Annotated in this window: 17 protein-coding genes; 7 read left to right on the forward strand and 10 right to left on the reverse strand. The window is 55.0% G+C overall.

Going from position 1 to position 17032, the window contains the following annotated elements:
- Nucleotides 1–124: 124 nt before the first annotated feature.
- The gene (gene phoB / locus BEN30_RS10140) at nucleotides 125–814 is read left to right on the forward strand and encodes a phosphate regulon transcriptional regulator PhoB (protein ID WP_069958230.1); all 690 of its coding nucleotides are present in this window, start codon (nucleotides 125–127) and stop codon (nucleotides 812–814) included.
- A gap of 10 nt (nucleotides 815–824) precedes the next feature.
- Here phoB and phnN read toward each other — a convergent pair whose 3' ends face one another.
- Nucleotides 825–1421, reverse strand: a complete 597-nt coding sequence (gene phnN, locus BEN30_RS10145) for a phosphonate metabolism protein/1,5-bisphosphokinase (PRPP-forming) PhnN (protein WP_069958231.1) — start codon at nucleotides 1419–1421, stop codon at nucleotides 825–827.
- Nucleotides 1422–1592: 171 nt separating this feature from the next.
- Here phnN and BEN30_RS10150 point away from each other — a divergent pair, with 171 nt between their 5' ends.
- Entirely contained in the window at nucleotides 1593–2588 is a 996-nt protein-coding gene (locus BEN30_RS10150; protein ID WP_069958232.1) for a sensor domain-containing diguanylate cyclase, read from the forward strand.
- Nucleotides 2589–2598: 10 nt separating this feature from the next.
- On the opposite strand, the gene BEN30_RS10155 is transcribed toward BEN30_RS10150, so the two are convergent.
- From BEN30_RS10155 to BEN30_RS10165, 3 genes are all read right to left on the reverse strand, one after another.
- Complete coding sequence (locus BEN30_RS10155) at nucleotides 2599–4098, reverse strand: aldehyde dehydrogenase (protein WP_069958233.1); 1500 nt, start codon at nucleotides 4096–4098, stop codon at nucleotides 2599–2601.
- A 32-nt stretch (nucleotides 4099–4130) separates the two neighbouring features.
- Nucleotides 4131–4682, reverse strand: a complete 552-nt coding sequence (locus tag BEN30_RS10160; protein ID WP_069958234.1) for a cupin domain-containing protein — start codon at nucleotides 4680–4682, stop codon at nucleotides 4131–4133.
- 71 nt (nucleotides 4683–4753) lie between these two features.
- Nucleotides 4754–5308, reverse strand: coding sequence for a cupin domain-containing protein (locus tag BEN30_RS10165; protein WP_069958276.1), 555 nt, complete (start codon nucleotides 5306–5308; stop codon nucleotides 4754–4756).
- Nucleotides 5309–5470: 162 nt separating this feature from the next.
- Here BEN30_RS10165 and BEN30_RS10170 point away from each other — a divergent pair, with 162 nt between their 5' ends.
- From BEN30_RS10170 to purB, 5 genes are all read left to right on the forward strand, one after another.
- Nucleotides 5471–6787, forward strand: a complete 1317-nt coding sequence (locus BEN30_RS10170; RefSeq protein ID WP_211563357.1) for an aspartate aminotransferase family protein — start codon at nucleotides 5471–5473, stop codon at nucleotides 6785–6787.
- 3 nt (nucleotides 6788–6790) lie between these two features.
- Nucleotides 6791–8296 (forward strand): CoA-acylating methylmalonate-semialdehyde dehydrogenase, encoded by a 1506-nt coding sequence (locus BEN30_RS10175; RefSeq protein WP_069958236.1) that lies wholly within the window; start codon nucleotides 6791–6793, stop codon nucleotides 8294–8296.
- A 75-nt stretch (nucleotides 8297–8371) separates the two neighbouring features.
- Complete coding sequence (locus tag BEN30_RS10180) at nucleotides 8372–8623, forward strand: hypothetical protein (RefSeq protein WP_069958237.1); 252 nt, start codon at nucleotides 8372–8374, stop codon at nucleotides 8621–8623.
- A gap of 51 nt (nucleotides 8624–8674) precedes the next feature.
- Complete coding sequence (locus BEN30_RS10185; RefSeq protein ID WP_069958238.1) at nucleotides 8675–9952, forward strand: MFS transporter; 1278 nt, start codon at nucleotides 8675–8677, stop codon at nucleotides 9950–9952.
- Between the two features lie 74 nt (nucleotides 9953–10026).
- Nucleotides 10027–11415: an adenylosuccinate lyase gene (purB, locus tag BEN30_RS10190; protein ID WP_069958239.1), complete on the forward strand. Its 1389-nt coding sequence runs from the start codon at nucleotides 10027–10029 to the stop codon at nucleotides 11413–11415.
- 108 nt (nucleotides 11416–11523) lie between these two features.
- Here the strand turns inward: purB and BEN30_RS10195 are convergent, their stop codons facing one another.
- The 6 genes from BEN30_RS10195 to BEN30_RS10220 all read right to left on the reverse strand — a co-directional run bounded on the left by BEN30_RS10195 (nucleotide 11524) and on the right by BEN30_RS10220 (nucleotide 16964).
- Nucleotides 11524–12585, reverse strand: a complete 1062-nt coding sequence (locus tag BEN30_RS10195) for a PQQ-binding-like beta-propeller repeat protein (RefSeq protein WP_170827024.1) — start codon at nucleotides 12583–12585, stop codon at nucleotides 11524–11526.
- A gap of 110 nt (nucleotides 12586–12695) precedes the next feature.
- Nucleotides 12696–13511, reverse strand: coding sequence for a hypothetical protein (locus BEN30_RS10200; RefSeq protein WP_069958241.1), 816 nt, complete (start codon nucleotides 13509–13511; stop codon nucleotides 12696–12698).
- A 138-nt stretch (nucleotides 13512–13649) separates the two neighbouring features.
- Nucleotides 13650–14360 carry a RadC family protein gene (radC, locus tag BEN30_RS10205; protein ID WP_069958242.1) on the reverse strand — a complete coding sequence of 237 codons (711 nt, stop codon included), beginning with the start codon at nucleotides 14358–14360 and terminating at the stop codon, nucleotides 13650–13652.
- 67 nt (nucleotides 14361–14427) lie between these two features.
- The gene (gene map, locus BEN30_RS10210) at nucleotides 14428–15219 is read right to left on the reverse strand and encodes a type I methionyl aminopeptidase (protein ID WP_069958243.1); all 792 of its coding nucleotides are present in this window, start codon (nucleotides 15217–15219) and stop codon (nucleotides 14428–14430) included.
- 60 nt (nucleotides 15220–15279) lie between these two features.
- Nucleotides 15280–15990, reverse strand: a complete 711-nt coding sequence (sfsA, locus tag BEN30_RS10215; RefSeq protein ID WP_069958244.1) for a DNA/RNA nuclease SfsA — start codon at nucleotides 15988–15990, stop codon at nucleotides 15280–15282.
- Between the two features lie 56 nt (nucleotides 15991–16046).
- A complete protein-coding gene (locus BEN30_RS10220; protein ID WP_069958245.1) occupies nucleotides 16047–16964 on the reverse strand; it encodes a methyltransferase domain-containing protein in 918 nt (305 codons plus the stop codon).
- Nucleotides 16965–17032 lie beyond the last annotated feature (68 nt).

Raw genomic sequence — 17032 nt, forward strand, 5'->3', positions numbered from 1 at the left:
ACGTATTCGTAACAAAACAGACATGAAAGCGTAAGCCCTCAGCCATACAGTCGGGCGTAAGCGTTACCGATTTCTATCGGTTCGCAAAACGTTATTGTTCGCTGTATCGCCAGAGGATCACCACATGCCGACCGTTCTCGTTGCTGAAGATGAACCGCCGTTATCCGAAGTCCTGACCTACAATTTGGGACGCGCCGGGTTTGACACACTTGTCGCCATGGATGGTAACGAAGCGCTCCAACAGGTTCAACAGAACCATCCCGATGTGCTGATTTTGGATTGGATGATGCCTGGCATGTCGGGTATCGAGGTGTGTCAGAGCATTCGCAAATTGCCCGAAGTCAAAAGCCTTCCCATTTTGATGCTGACGGCGCGGGGCGATGAAATGGACCGCGTACAAGGTCTTGATGCTGGCGCGGACGATTATATGGTGAAGCCGTTTTCCCCTCGTGAACTGGTGGCCCGAGTGCGCGCTTTGTTGCGGCGTTCGCAACCCAGTGCAGATGATTCGATGTTGTTGTTTGGCGACATCAAACTCAACACCGTTCAACATAAAGTCACCGCTTATGACAAAACCGTTAAACTCGGGCCCACGGAATATCGGTTGCTCAAGTTTTTGATGGAATGTCCGGGTCGGGTGTATTCGCGTGAAATCTTGCTGGATCGGGTGTGGTCCAACGGCGTACATGTGGAAAGCCGAACGGTTGACGTTCACATCCGTCGTCTACGTAAAGCGTTGTTGGATGCGGGCGGTGTCGATCCCATTCGCACGGTGCGCGGTGCTGGCTATTCTTTGGACCAAGAAGCGCTTTAGCCTTCTGGTTTTAGCGTTCTGGCGATAACCTGATGGTGGCCAGAAAAGAGGACAGCGTATCAGCCAACTCACCGTTGTTGTCGATCATCACAACGTCGTCACCGCTGATGAGATATTCATGGGCGCGCTGAACGTGGAGTTTTATCTCTGCATTGCTTTCGCGTCCACGCGCTTTAAGGCGTTGGCTTAGCGTGTTTTCATCAACATTGATGTACAAAACCTTGACCGGCTTGAAGCGTGTGCGGGCGTCGTCCACCACGGTGCGTGATACGGAGACGACAACGTTGCGTCCGCGTTCCAGGTGTTGTGCCACAGCTTTGGGCACGCCATAGCGGAGCTTGCGTTCCCGCCATTCCAACAGCATGTCGCCGCGCGATAGCATGGTTTCAAACAATTCAGCAGACAGCGGGATGTGAGCATCACCCTGGATGTCTTCGGGTTGGGTGATGTAGAGGCGCGGAAATACGGTGCCCTCTTCGCCCAGTGATTTGGCGCGCGCCTCAGAAATAAGGCTGTTTTTACCCACTCCACTGGGGCCGATGACCAAAAACAAGGTGCCCCGGCGGGGCGTTTTAAAGGGGGAAAACACATTTGTATCGGTGGACATCGTGTAACTCCCGGAGGGGGGTGAAAGTGGTCTTGGATCTTCAGTGAGTGTCTTGGCGATGGTCGAGCAAAACGGTATAACAATGAATTGTCATATTTATCATATATGGCTCTATCAAGGGTAAAGACGTGTGGCTACTATAGTGGCACGAAACGTATGCAATGGTAAGCCATGTGGCCTGAAATTTTTTGGATTTTTATCGGGGTATTTCTGGGTGTTGTCTTCACACGTGGGGTCGCATATGTGCGCGCCAACCGCTTGGCAGCTCAGGGAGGCACTTCTGCAGATAAAGACAGGCATGAAGAAGAATTGGAGCGGTATCGGCGCAGTCAGGTCTTTGCCAACATCGGCACTTGGGACTGGTCGATCAAACCGGATATCTTGCACTGGTCCGATGAAATTTATCGCATGTTTGGCTATACGCCCGGTGAAGTGACGCCGTCCTATCAGCTGTTTATGCAATCCGTACATAAAGACGACCTTCAGCGTGTTCAAGCTGCGGAAAAAGCTTGTCTGGAGGATAAAGAACCACACGATATTGAATACCGCGTGGTGTGGCCCGACGGCACCGTAAGGTGGTTGCGTGAGACCGGGGACGTGTTGTTCGATGCGGCGGGGGAGGCCGTGCAGTTTACCGGCGTGGTTCGAGATGTCACGACCAGCAAAATGAAGATGGATCACATTCGCCATCTTGCTCATTTTGATGGACTGACGGGCCTTGCCAACCGGGAGTTTTTCCGCGCCCATTTGAAAGAGGCTCTGGACCGGGCTGACCGACATGGTTCGATGGTTGCATTGGTGTTCATGGATCTGAACAAATTCAAACCGATCAACGATACCCATGGGCACGCCTATGGTGATCAGGTGTTGATGGCCGTTTCACAAAACATGAAGCTTGCGATCCGCAGCGTCGATCAAATCGCCCGCGTTGGCGGCGATGAGTTTGTGGCGACCTTGGAAGATATCAAGTCTGCTGAAGAAGCCCTCGCCGTTGCGGATAAACTGCGGAACCTTTTCAGCGCGCCGATGATTGTGGGAGGGCGCAGCGTCGATCTTGGCATCAGCATCGGCATCAGTCTCTATCCCCATGACGCACGCGACATCGAAGAACTGATCCACATTGCTGATATGGCCATGTATCGGGAAAAACAAACTCGGCCGCGTTAGGGTCTTGACCCTAACTGAGATCGATCCAGGTGGCTTTGATTTCGGTGTATTTATCCAGTGCATGCAAAGACTTGTCGCGGCCATTTCCGGATTGTTTGTAACCGCCAAACGGCATCGTCATGTCACCGCCGTCCCAACAGTTGACCCACATGTTGCCCGCCCGAATGCGCCTGGACAGTTTCAGGGCTTTGTTGACGTCGCCGGTCCACAGGCAGGCCGCCAAGCCATAGATGGTGTCGTTGGCAATGGCGACGGCTTCGTCGGCATCCTTAAAGGTGATGGTGGACAACACCGGGCCAAAGATTTCTTCTTGGGCGATGCGCATGGAATTTTTCACGTTGTCAAACACGGTCGGGGCGACGTAGTAGCCGCCTTGGTTGAGCAGCACGCGTTCGCCGCCGCACAGCAGCTTCGCCCCTTCGTCCTTGCCCGTTTGGATGTAATCAAGCACGCGGTCCATGTGTTTTTCTTCCACCAGTGCACCCATGGAGGTGTCCAAGTCCATGGGGTCGCCCGGTTGTAAAGTTTCGGCGACTTTGAGGACTTCGCTGATAAATTCATCCTTGATGGTGTCTTGGACAATCAGCCGCGACGCTGCCGTGCACACTTCGCCTTGGTTATAAAAAATACCGATGGCGGCGTGCTTGGCGGCCTTTTTCAAATCCAGGCAATCGGCAAACACGACGTTGGGGGTTTTGCCGCCACATTCCAACCACACCCGTTTCATGTTGGAGCGACCGGAATATTGCAAAAACAGTTTGCCGACAGCGCCCGATCCGGTGAACGCCAAACAATCCACATCCATGTGCAGCCCCAGCGCTTGCCCCGCCGTCGGACCAAACCCGGCGACGACGTTGAGCACGCCTGCGGGCAGTCCGGCTTCCATCGCCAATTCGGCCAGACGCAAAGCGGTCAACGACGACTGTTCAGCGGGTTTGAGAACGACGGAGTTGCCCGCAGCCAATGCCGGGCCCAGCTTCCAGCACGCCATTAACAAAGGGAAATTCCACGGCACCACGGCGGCGACCACGCCGATGGGTTCGCGGGTGATGGCGCCAAAGGCGTTGGGGCCGGATGGAGCAACTTCGTCATAAACTTTGTCGCAGGCTTCCCCGTACCAGCGCATGCAGTTTGCGGACGACGGCACGTCCACGGCGAGGCTGTCGCCAATGGGCTTGCCCACATCCAGGGTTTCCAAAATCGCCAGCTCTTCAGCGTGTTGGTCCATCAAATCTGCCAGACGGATGAGGATTTTTTTACGCTCTTTGGGGGCCATGTTGGACCACACGCCCGATTCAAAGGCGCGCCGTGCGGCGGCGACGGCCAAGTTGATGTCTTCAAGGTCGCCTTCGCCGATTTGGGCAATGACCTGACCGGTGCCGGGGTTGATGCAGTCAAAGGTTTTCCCGGATGCGGCGTCAACGGCCTTGCCATCAATGAACAGCCTGGTCGGCAAACGTAAAGACTGGGCACGGGCTTGAAGCGATTGCGTGGTGTAGGGTGAGGACATGAGCGTTTACCGATGCGGAAAAAGGGAGGGGACTAGAAGCTGGGCGGTGTGGCGGCGCTGATGATGACGGCCTCACCTTTGCCGATGTTTTTGAAGCGGTGAGGGATTTTGTTATTGATGTAATAGGAATCCCCCTCTTTCAAAACTCTGCTGTTTTGTCCCACCGTCAGTTCAATGGTGCCTTGAATAACCATTCCGGCCTCTTCGGAATTGTGGGTGAGCATGTCTGCGCCGGAGTGTGCACCCGGCTCGTAGCGTTCGTGCAAAAACCGCAATTTGCGGTCTTTGCGGTTTGCGCCGACGATTTTGAGATGGGCACCGTTCTCAAAAAATTCAACCAAATCACCCTTGGCGAAGAAAATTTTGTCATCGTCTTCATTCATGTCCATGGTCAAAAATTCGATCAAAGACAGGGAAAAGCTATTGAGCACCTTCTTTAAGGAATCCACAGATGGGCTGACGCGACTTTGTTCGATCAGCGAAATGGTGCTGTTGGTGACGCCTGCGCGCTTGGCGACTTCGCGTTGGGAGAGGCCGTACATTGTGCGCAGCGCTTTGAGACGGGTGCCGATATCACTGTCCATGGGGGAGCCTTTGTTCCTGTTGTCAATTATATTAAACACCCAAGCCCCGGTCGACGGCAATCATTATTCCCTTAAAAGCTGGGCGGGGTGCAGGCGCTGACCACTTCGCATTCATCGTCGCTGACATTGCGAAAGCGATGCGCAATGCGGGATTCAAAATAATAGGCATCGCCCGGTCCCAAAATGCGCTTTTGCTTGCCCACCGTGACCTCCAGACGACCGCGAATGATGACGCCGCCTTCTTGAGAATCGTGGCGCAGCATGGCCTTGCCCGTGTCCGCGCCGGGGCTATAGCGTTCGCGCAAGATTTGCAGGCTTTGCCCCGCTCGTCCGGTTCCGACCTGAAGGTAAGAAATGCGCCCGTCGGCAATTTCCGTGAGCTCGTCGGCCTGAAAGAACACTTGATGCGGGGCTTCGTCGGCCAGGGCAAAAAAGTTGGACAGCGACAACGGCACGCCGTCCAAGATGCGCTTGAGCATGCCAACGGACGGATTGGTGCGATTGTTTTCGATCAACGATATCATCGCATTGGTGACGCCTGAACGCTCTGCCAGGTCCCGCTGTGACATGCCCTGGCTGCGTCGGACTTGGCGCAACCGCGCGCCGATGTTGATGTCTTGAGACATGGCAAAATCCACTGTTAAATATATCGCTAAAATATAGTCATAATTCTATTAAATTCAAGATGTTGTGATTTTCAAGGAAACCATTATTAAAAGGATGTTCGCCCTGATACCGTCGTCGTTTCGCTTCTTCCAATGACACCGGTGTTTTCAGGAGTTACCCACATGTTCAGCCCCAACGATTTAGAAGCCTACTGGATGCCGTTTACGGCCAACCGGGCGTTCAAATCCAGCCCCCGTATGTTGGTGGCGGCAAAAGACATGCATTACACCAGCGCGGATGGCCGGCAAATTCTGGATGGCACGTCGGGCCTGTGGTGCTGCAACGCCGGGCATGGACGGGCGAAAATCACCGAAGCGATCCAACGCCAAGCCGCAGAAATGGATTATGCGCCGCCCTTTCAAGTTGGTCATCCGGCTGCGTTTGAACTGGCCAATCGCTTGACCGACATTATGGCGGGTGATCTCAATCACGTGTTTTTCACCAATTCCGGATCTGAGGCGGTCGATACCGCGCTGAAAATCGCCTTGGCCTATCACAAGGCCTGTGGCAACGGCGGGCGGGTGAAATTCATTGGCCGCGACAAGGGCTATCACGGTGTGGGCTTCGGCGGCATCAGCGTCGGCGGGTTGGGGGGCAATAAAAAGCAGTTCGGCAATCAATTGCCCGGTGTCGATCACATGCCGTTTTTTTACGACAAAGCCACGTCGGCCTTTTCCAAGGGTCAGCCAGTACACGGCGCAGACATTGCCGACGACTTGGAAGCCATCATCACCCTGCACGATGCATCCACCGTGGCCGCCGTCATTGTCGAACCGGTGGTGGGTTCGGCGGGTGTGTTTGTGCCGCCCAAGGGCTACTTGGAACGTTTGCGCGCCATTTGCGACAAGCACGGCGTGTTGCTGATCTTTGATGAAGTGATCACCGGGTTTGGCCGTTTGGGCACCGCCTTTGGTGTCGACAAATTTAAAGTCGTTCCCGATTTGGTGACCACCGCCAAGGGTTTGAATTCCGGTACCGTGCCCATGGGGGCGGTGTTCGCGCGTGATGGTATTTACCGAGCCATCGTGGACGGTGCCCCCGAAGGTGCTATTGAACTGTTTCACGGCTACACCTATTCGGCCCATCCGTTGGCCTGTGCGGCGGCATTGGCGGCGCAAGCCGTTTACAAGGAAGAAGACCTGTTTGCCCGGGCGGGCGCGTTGGAGACCTATTGGCAAGGCGCCGCTCATGCCTTGAAAGAGGCCCAACACGTCGTCGACATCCGCAACATCGGTTTGGTTGCGGGCATTGAATTGGCCCCGCGCGCAGGCAAACCGGCGGCACGCGCTTTTGATGTTTTTTTGAAAGCTTTTGAGAAGGGCTTGTTGATCCGCACCACGGGTGACACCATCGCCTTGTCGCCCCCCTTGATCATTTCCAAAACTGAAATCGATCAGATTTTTTCCACCCTGTTAGATATCCTCAAGGAAACGGCTTAAGTCATGACCGAACAACTCACCCACTACATCGACGGCGCACGCGTTTTGGGCGCGTCGGGCAACGTTCAAGACGTGTTCAATCCGGCCACCGGGGAAGTCCATGCCCAGGTGCCGTTGGCCAACGCGGATGAGGTCCGGGCCGCGATTGCGTCTGCTCATGCGGCATTCCCGGCCTGGTCCGCATTGGCCCCGGCCAAACGCGCGGCGGTGATGTTCAAGTATCGGGAACTGCTCTTGACCCACGCGGACGAAATCGCCGAACTGGTGTCGCGTGAACACGGCAAGACCCTGGATGATGCCAAAGGCGAATTGGCCCGCGGCATTGAAGTGGTGGAGTTTGTGTGCGGGATTCCCCAAGTCCTGAAGGGCGAGTTTTCCGAAGCGGTTGCGACCAACGTGGACACCCATTCCGTTCGTCAGCCCTTAGGGGTGGTGGCGGGCATTACGCCGTTTAACTTTCCCACCATGGTGCCCATGTGGATGTTCCCGGTGGCCTTGGCGGTGGGCAATACGTTTGTGTTGAAGCCGTCCGAGCGCGATCCGTCCGCGACCTTGAGAATCGTTGAACTGTTGCATGAAGCAGGCCTACCTGCGGGGGTGATGAATCTCATCAACGGTGGCAAAGAAGCGGTCGATGAAATTTTATCGAACCCAACGGTGAAGGCCGTCAGCTTCGTTGGCTCTACCGCCGTGGGTGAATACATCTATTCTGAGGGCTGCAAGCACGGCAAACGCGTGCAAGCGTTGTGCGGGGCGAAAAATCACATGGTGGTGATGCCCGATGCGGACATGGATAAAGCCGTCGATGCTCTGATGGGGGCGGCTTATGGCTCGGCGGGCGAACGCTGCATGGCGATTTCGGTCGCGGTTGCCGTCGGTGATGAAACGGCGGATGAACTCATCGCCAAACTGTCGCCCAAAATCCAAGCCTTGAAAGTGGCCCCTTACACGGACCCGACGGCAGAAATGGGACCGGTGGTGACAGGGGAAGCGAAAGCGCGCATCGAAGGCTATATCCAGTCGGGTGTCGACCAAGGGGCAAAGCTGGTGGTCGATGGTCGCGGCTTGCGTTTGCAAGGCTATGAAAACGGTTATTTTCTGGGTGGTACATTGTTCGACCATGTCACCACCGACATGGACATCTATACCGATGAAATCTTTGGTCCTGTGCTGGCGGTCGTACGCACACCCGATTACGAAACCGCGCTGGCCATGGTCAACGATCACGAATACGGCAACGGCACGGCGATCTTCACCCAAGACGGCGATGCGGCGCGCGATTTCACCGCCCGTGTTCAAGCGGGCATGGTCGGCGTCAACGTGCCGATCCCGGTGCCGGTGGCATATCACAGCTTTGGCGGTTGGAAGCGCTCGTTGTTTGGCGATCACCACATCCACGGCATGGAAGGGGTGCGCTTTTACACCAAGTTGAAAACCATCACATCGCGCTGGCCATCGGGCATCAAAACCGGTGCACAGTTCCACTTTAAGGCCGGTAAGGATCACTAAAAAAGATCTCTATCATTTTTGAGGGCTAAGCCTTACACAGTCGCCAGTTGGGTCTAAATGTATTGAGGTCAAAGCATGACATGGGTCGCTCATCACGAAAAGGTGTTGACCATCCTTAAATGGATCGGCACGGCAACAGGTATTATTGGGGCCCTGATTGTGGCGTTGAACATCGACGCCGTGGGCATCGGCTTTATCTTTTTTGCGGTGTCGTCTGCGACGTGGACCTATGCCGGATGGATGCACCGGGAAATGAGCCTGTTTGTCTTGCAGGTGGTTTTTTTATGCATTGACCTGCTGGGCATTTACAATTGGCTGTATGTCTAGCGACAAGAAGCTCTGCTTGACCAACCCCACCACATGGCTCCTAATGGAGGTATGAATACACAGGCCTCCCCACCCCTGAAGATGACGATTTCCCTGGCTTTGCGGGTGTTTTTGCCGTTCGCCTTGGGCTATTTCCTGTCGTACTTGTACCGGGTGGTGAACGCGGTCATCGCGCCCGATTTGATCACCGATATGGGCTTGGATGCGTCGACGTTGGGGTTGCTCACGGCGGCGTACTTTTTCACCTTTGCGGCGTTCCAAATTCCGTTGGGAATATTGCTAGATCACTATGGTCCGCGTCGGATCGAGGCTGCATTGCTGGTGTTTGCCGCCCTGGGCGCGGCATTGTTCGCCCTGGCCCCCAACACGCCGATGCTGATCTTGGCGCGTGGCCTCATCGGCTTTGGCGTTTCGGCCTGTTTGATGGCGGCGTTTAAGGCCTATGTCATGTGGTTCGCCAAAGAGCGCCTGGCCTTGGTGAACGGCTTTCAGATGATGGCGGGGGGATTGGGCGCATTGGCTGCGACCCAGCCGGTGGAAGTGCTATTGGGCTTTACCGATTGGCGCGGGGTGTTTTGGATTTTGGCAGGATTGACGCTGGTGTCGGCCGCGGGCGTGTATTTTGTCGTGCCGGACCATCGTCCATTAGATCAAGGGACTAACCGACAACCTGAGGCCAAACTACGGGATGCTTTGGCGGGTGTGAAAACGGTCTTCACCAGCGCGCTGTTTTGGCGGGTGGCGCCGTTGTGTGTTTTGTCCCAAGCGATTTTCACATCGGTCCTGGGGTTGTGGTCGGGGCCGTGGCTGCGTGATGTGGCGGGCTTTGATCGCGCGCTGGCGGCCACCTATTTGTTTTGGATTGCGGCGGCGATGGTTGCGGGTTTTTTCACTTGGGGACTGGTTGCGGAACGGTTGCAGCGGTTGTGGGGGGTGCGCCCGATGACGGTCGCGGTGTTTGGTATAATCTGCTTTATGGTGGTGCAGAGCACCATCGCGTCGGAGCTCGTGTTGGAGTATCCAACCCTTATTTTAAGCGCTTGGATGGCTTTCGGTTTTTTCGCCACGGCGGGTATTTTGCCCTATGCGGCGCTGTCGCAAGTGTTTCCGGCCAACTTGGCGGGGCGGGTCAATACGGGGCTTAATTTGCTGGTGTTCGTGCTGGCGTTTGTCGATCAGTGGGCGATTGGCGCGGTCATTGATTTATGGCCGCAGACGGCGTCGGGCGGTTATGCGTCTGAGGGCTATCAAGTGGCCTTCGGGGTTCTCCTGGGGTTGCAGGTGATGGCGCTGGTTTGGTATGGGGCAAGGCGCTCCATACGGATTTAATATGTATCTAGAGCTTTTCTTTCCCCGACATATGAGTATTATCCGGGCCATCTGAGAAAATGGAGACTGAGCCCATGATTCCGCGCTATTCGCGTCCAGAAATGACCCAAATCTGGGAACCTGCCAATAAATTCCGCATTTGGTTTGAAATTGAAGCCCACGCCTGTGACGCGCTGGCTGAGCTGGGGGTCATCCCCAAAGCCGCTGCCAAGGCCGTGTGGGAAAAGGGCAACAAGCCCTACACCGATGCGCGCATCGCCCGGATTGATGAAATCGAGCTGGAAACCAAGCACGACATGATCGCGTTTTTGACCGAATTGGCCGAACACGTGGGCGAAGAAGGCCGCTTTGTGCACCAGGGTATGACCAGCTCAGACGTGCTCGACACCTGCTTGGCCGTGCAGATGGCCCAGGCCGCCGACATCTTGTTGGACAATCTGGACGAGTTGTTGGCCGCGCTGAAAGTCCGCGCCGAGGAAACCAAGTACATGGCGTGCATCGGGCGCAGCCACGGCATTCATGCTGAACCCACCACCATGGGGCTCAAGTTTGCGCGCTTTTATGCGGAATTCAAGCGCAGCAAAGAACGCCTGCAAGCGGCGCGCAAAGACATCGCCACCTGCGCCATTTCCGGCGCCATCGGCACCTTTGCCAATATTGATCCGGCTGTCGAAGAATACGTCGCTGAAAAATTGGGCCTGACGCCGGAACCCATTTCCACCCAGGTGATCCCGCGCGACCGCCATGCGCATTTTTTCACCACGTTGGGCATCATTGCGTCGAGCATGGAAAACATCGCCACCGAAATTCGCCATCTGCAACGCACCGAAGTGCGCGAAGCTCAGGAATACTTTGCCCCCGGTCAAAAGGGCAGCTCGGCGATGCCGCACAAACGCAACCCCATCTTGACCGAAAACTTGACCGGCATGGCACGCATCGTGCGCATGGCGGTGACGCCGGCGCTGGAAAACGTCGCTTTGTGGCATGAACGCGATATTTCGCATTCGTCGGTCGAACGTATGATCGGCCCGGATGCCACAATCACCTTGAACTTCGCGTTGAAGCGTTTGATCGGCACAGTTGCCAAGTTGGTGGTGTATCCCGATAACATGATGAACCAGTTGAACAACTTCGGCGGCATCCACGATGCGCAGCGGGTGCTGTTGTTCTTGACGCAAAACAACGTATCGCGCGAAACGGCTTATAAGATTGTTCAGCGCAACGCCATGTTGGTGTGGAAAAGCTTCGGCATCGATCCGGACAATCCGGATTCGACGCCCGAACTTAACGCCATTGAACAAGGCGCTACGGAACATGCCAACCGCTTGTTCTATTTCCTGTCCCATGACGAAGACTTAAAAGCCGCGCTTGATGTCAAAGACCTGAAGCGCTTGCTCGATGAAGATTCCATCAGTTACCACACCAAACGCGTGGATGTGATTTTCCAGCGGGTGTTTGGTTAACTCTCTTCTTGGTTTCTTTGATATAAAAGCGGGCCTGGAGGATATCCAGGCCCGCTTTTTGTTGGTCAAATCCGCGCCATACGCAATAAAGGTGTACGGCTTGATGTGTTATTGGCTGGGTTGAGGTGAAGCCTTATCAAGCAAAAGCTCATGCACCAGCACACCGCCGTTGAGGTCTCCAAAAAGCAGATGGTTTGAATTGGGTATGGGCAAAACAAAAGGCCGCGGTACAAATGTCAGGCCTGTCGAAAATGTGTCTTGTCCGGTCTTTTGCGACAAAACATGCAAAGTCCGCTTCATGTCCAAAGCGAGGATGTGATCGTCTTTGGCTTGCAGCTCGGCCATGATGGAGCCCCAATCTTTGCTGTTGCCTTTAAACTGGTGCGTATTATGACGCCACAGGTGTTTGCCATTCCTATTGTTCATGGCATAGATCCACCCTGTCGGTGACCAGAAATACACATTTCCGTTTGCGACCAATTGCGAATTGATAAAGTTGCCAGCATAAAATCGCCAGGAAATGCGTTTGTCGTCTGGGACGCTATTGCCGGTTTGGATTGCCAGCACCTCATCGTGATAGCCGCCCGCAATAATGAGATCGCCGTCGAGGTAAATTTGCCGCAAATACTGCCAGTCGGCACCGTTGGCAAAGGACCATTTAATGGCTCCAGTTTGGGCGTCAAACGCGTACACAACACCATCACCTGCGCCCAGATACACGGTGTCGTTGCGGCCAATTGCGCCGTAATGAATCTCGGCACCGCCTTCAATGTGAAAGCGCCACCGCTCTGACCCATCGGTTAGATTGAGGGCGATGAAGTCTTGTCCATCTCCAAAAAAGAGAGCGTCTTGCAAAATGTAGGGAACCGCGACTTGTGCACTTTTCTTGTAAGACCAAATCAAGCTACCGGTTGTGCGGTCCCAGGCATTTAAATGGGAGCGTCCGGCACTGATCACCAGGGTTTCAGACAGTCGCGGCCTAAAATGAGCGGGACTGGGCAGGATTGCTTGCCAAAGGCGCACACCGTCCTGAAGACGCCAAGCTTCCAGTGTGTTGTCGCCACTCGCATACACGATGCCATCGTCATAGGACATCGGCGTCAGGGTTGTGTTGTCTGTCTGCCATTTTGCCGTAAGTGTCAAAGATGACGCCTGTGCAAATGACCCCATGAAAAAACACCACAGCCCGAATAAAGCCGTGGCGGAAATGATTGAAGCAGATCGTCGGAAGAATATAAAGGGGCCGACATGATTGTCGGCCCCTTTGTTATGCGCAGTCATTATTCGCATTTAGCACCCTTGTTGATCCACCGCAAAAGGACTTGAAGGTTTGGGTGGTCACGGTTTTCGCCGGGATCAATACCCGCAGGCATACGGTTTCTGACCAGTCGTTGATACAGTTTGCTGCCTTCTGAATCACCCGGAATGACGATTTTTACCGCAGGTAAGCCTTCGGCCTTTTTCGCAATTGCATCTGCACCCAGCATGACACCGTCGTAACTGGACAAATTCAGCTCGTGGAAGCTCGGAGGTTCTTGGTTTGACATGTGGCATTCAACACACGCAGCCGACCCACCATAAGCCGTAGGATCTTTGAATGAGGGCAAAACGGTTTGTTTAAAGAAGTTATCGTTTTTGGCCCCGTCATCAATCCATTTTTTGACCGCCAAAATTGCGGGCAAGTTTGTCGGGACATCGAACGAAACGCCGAACGGCATCCGGTTGTCGCGAATGAAACTGCGAATCAAACTGTGATCACCATCTCCGGGAGCAACAATCTTTTGGGCTGGTGCCTCTGTGGCCCCTTTCAAAATTCCTTCGCACGTTGAGAGGTTCAGTCCGCGCGGGCTGTGTTTTTCATCGTTGGAATTGTGGCACACGATACAGGCTGCACCTTCGCCAAAGGCGTTTGGCAAGCGCATCAAGGTGGCGATGTAGTCATAACCGATGTCGACATCATATTTGTCCATAATGTTCAAGACGGCCCGCTCATGCGAATCCATATCGTCGTTTTGTGCGAGAACGGGCGTCACCAATACGGAAATCGAGGCAAAAACACTCACGCCGAATCCGACCAACAGGTTTGTAATTTTCATTCTTATTCCCTCCCCTGGGATTGTAGATAATTCTTTTTATACTCTATATTTGTAATTAATAAAAATAAAACTTATTTTTTGTGTGGGGTTTCACGTGCGTTATCATCTCCATGAGGGACGGGCCTCAATATGCCACCTTCACAACAACCCCAATGTTTTAAACGAGGTGTTGCCGCTTTTGCTGACCACCACGTGGTCGTGAAGTGTGATGCCGAGTTTTTCTCCGGCACCTTGCAGTTCGCGGGTCATTTCGATGTCGGCTTGGCTGGGGGTGGGGTCGCCTGAGGGATGATTGTGGACCAAGATGAGGGCGCTGGCGCTGAGATCTAAGGCCCGTTTGATGACTTCGCGGGGATAGACGGGGGTGTGGTCGACGGTGCCTTCTTGTTGCAATTCGTCGGCGATGAGAACGTTTTTGCGATTGAGATAGAGCACCCGGACTTGTTCGGTTTTGCAGGGTCCCATGGACACGCGGCAATAGTCCATGAGGCTCTGCCAGTTGCTGAGCACCGGCTGGTGCATGACATCGGTTTGCAGCAAGCGTACCGCCGCTTGGCGCACCGCCAACAGGCTCACTGCTGCGGCTTCGCCGATGCCGTCGATTTTTTGCAGTTCCGCATAGTCCGCGCCCAGCACGCCGGCAAATGAGCCAAATCGTTTGATTAACGCCTTGGCCACCGGCTTGACGTCGCGCCGGGGCATGGCGGCGAACAGCAACAGTTCGATAAGTTCATAATCGGCCAGGTCTTGGCCCTTGGACCGGACGAAGCGTTCGCGCAGCCGCTGTCGGTGTCCGGCATGTTGCGAGGGCGATTTGGTGTCTTGAGCGGGGGGCGGCGTATCGGTCATCAGTCCTCAATCCGGGCGAGGGTGTTGCTGTGCCGCTCAAGGCATGAGTGCACTGACCGTAGAGTGCCTAACGATAGGGGGGCTTGTCCAGACCTTCCGGTGACAAGGTGAAAACTTCATAGCCGTCCGCCGTCACGCCGATGGAATGTTCAAACTGGGCCGACAAGGAACGGTCCTTGGTGACGGCCGTCCAGCCATCGCCCAAAATCTTCACATCGTACTTGCCCAGATTGATCATCGGTTCGATGGTGAAGAACATGCCCTCTTCAAGGCGTATCCCGGTGCTGGGTTCGCCGTAGTGCATGATGTTGGGCGCGTCGTGAAACACCCGGCCCAGGCCGTGGCCGCAAAAATCACGCACCACAGAACACCGTTGCTTTTCCGCATAGGTCTGAATGGCGTGGCCGATGTCGCCGGTGGTGGCGCCGGGCTTGACCACCCGAATACCTTCCCACATGGCCTCAAAGGTGATGTCGATCAAGCGCTTCGCTTTGACCGCCACTTCGCCGACCGTGAACATGCGCGACGTGTCACCGAACCAGCCATCCAAAATGGTGGTGATGTCGAGATTGATGATGTCACCATCGTGGAGCTTTTTGTCACCGGGAATGCCGTGACACACCACGTGGTTGACGGACGCGCAGATGGATTTTGGAAAGCCGCGATAGTTCAACGGTGCGGGCTGAGCGCCGTGGGCAACAATAAAATCGTGACAAATGGCATTGAGCTCATCGGTGGTAACGCCGGGCTTCACATGAGGGGTGACGATGTCGATGGTCTGGGCCGCCAAGCGTCCGGCTTTGCGCATGCCTTCGAAATCTTCGGGGTCGTGGATCTTAATGCTGCGTGAATGGCTCATACTTAACTTTTCTTTTGTGTGTTTTAGCGGTTGGCCAATTATGGCATGGGTTCGCGAAATTCAAAGCTTTACCTCTGCCGGGCCTTTAATTTCAATTTCAAGCGGCGATACGCGACAGCTGTAGGCCACCACTTCAACGCCGCGATTTTGGGCGATTTTGAGCCCTTCGCTGTAGACCGGGTCAATGTTGGCGGCAACGGTGAAGGTGTCGGCATCGTCACGTTGAATCAGGTAAAACATCACCGCGCGGTGGCCTTGTTCGACCATATCGCCCAACTCTTCCAGATGCTTGGCCCCGCGCGCGGTGACGGAATCGGGAAATTCGGCAGGTGCGCCGGGGTTTAAATCGCGGCGCATGGTGGTGTTTTTGACTTCCACATAACAGGTCGGCTTGTCGGGGCTTTCCAACAACACGTCGATGCGCGAATTCTTGCCGTACTTGACTTCGCGGCGCTGCGTTGCGTAGCCCGTCAGCTCAGCAATTTTGCCCGCTTCAATGGCTTCATAGACGATGCGATTGGGGTGCTGGGTGTTGATGCCGACCATGGCATCGCCGATTTTGATCAGCTCCCAGGTGAATTTCAGTTTGCGCTTGGGATCATTGGCAGGTGACAGCCACACCGGGGCGCCGGGTTCATTGACCGACAGCATCGAGCCTGAATTGGCGCAATGCGCCGTCACGATGGTTCCATCTGCCAGTTCAACATCGGTGAGGAACCGCTTGTAGCGTTTCACCAGTTTGCCGGGGATCAGGGGTGTTTCAAATTTCATAGGGCGAACCTAAGGACTAGCTTTGAATGATTCAAGGGTGTTTAGGGGCGCTCCCCTCAGGCGTCGCCCAAAACTTGAGTGAGCGAGGTTTGGGCGCTGCCCGGTTGCAAGGGCTTTTGCTGGTCGGGATGCGGTGACCAGGCGGTCAGGTAGATGATGTCGAAGGTGGCGGGAATGCGGCCTTCGCCACAGTCATCTTGGCCGGCAAACTTTTCGACGTAGATTTCGGCGGCGCGCATCAGGGTGTCTTTGCGGGTGAAGGTTTTGCGCCTGCCGCTGACCGCCCCGGTTTCGCCCATGCCACGCAGGTCGTGCATCAGCTTAAAAATGTCTGGATAACTGACGGTGATGGTTTCGGTGTCGACCACGGGCATGGCGAATCCGGCGCGTTGCAGCAATCCGCCCAAGTCTTGGACGGTGGCGTAGGGCGACACACGCGGGCTCATGCCCATTTCGATTTCAATTTCTGCCGCCATCAATGCAGTGCGGAGTTCTTGCAAGGTGCCTTCGCCCAACATGGCGGCGAGAAACAGACCGTCGGGTTTGAGCGATTGACGGATTTGCACCAGGGCACCTGTCAAATCGTTGGCCCAGTGCAGCGACAAGTTGGACAGCACCAAATCGAAGCTTTCGGGCTTGATGGGTAAAAATTCTTCATCGGCGGCAAAGCTGAGGCTGTGCTCTCCGTTCGCGGCTTTTTGCGCCATGGCGGGGGAGGGATCGCACTGGATCAAGGTTTCAATGTTGCCGCGCCGATGGTCACCTTGAGTTAAGCTTCTGGCCACCTCGCCGCCATGACAGCCAATGTCGAGCGCCAGCGGGAAGTCGCGTTTGACGTCATCTAAACGCTCGGTCAGGCGATCGGCGACTTCAACAAACAAAAAGTCGTGATCATCCAGCAGCGCGGCGGCGCGGTTTCGGTGCAGACGCACGGCGTGTCGCTCAAAAAGAGCCATGTGTGGAGGTGTTGCCATAACCCCTATATGCCACAGCCAGCAGGGCTGTTAAAGTGTTAGCTTATAGGTTGATATTTGTGGGGTCG

Source organism: Magnetovibrio blakemorei, assembly GCF_001746755.1.
Taxonomy (GTDB): domain Bacteria; phylum Pseudomonadota; class Alphaproteobacteria; order Rhodospirillales; family Magnetovibrionaceae; genus Magnetovibrio; species Magnetovibrio blakemorei.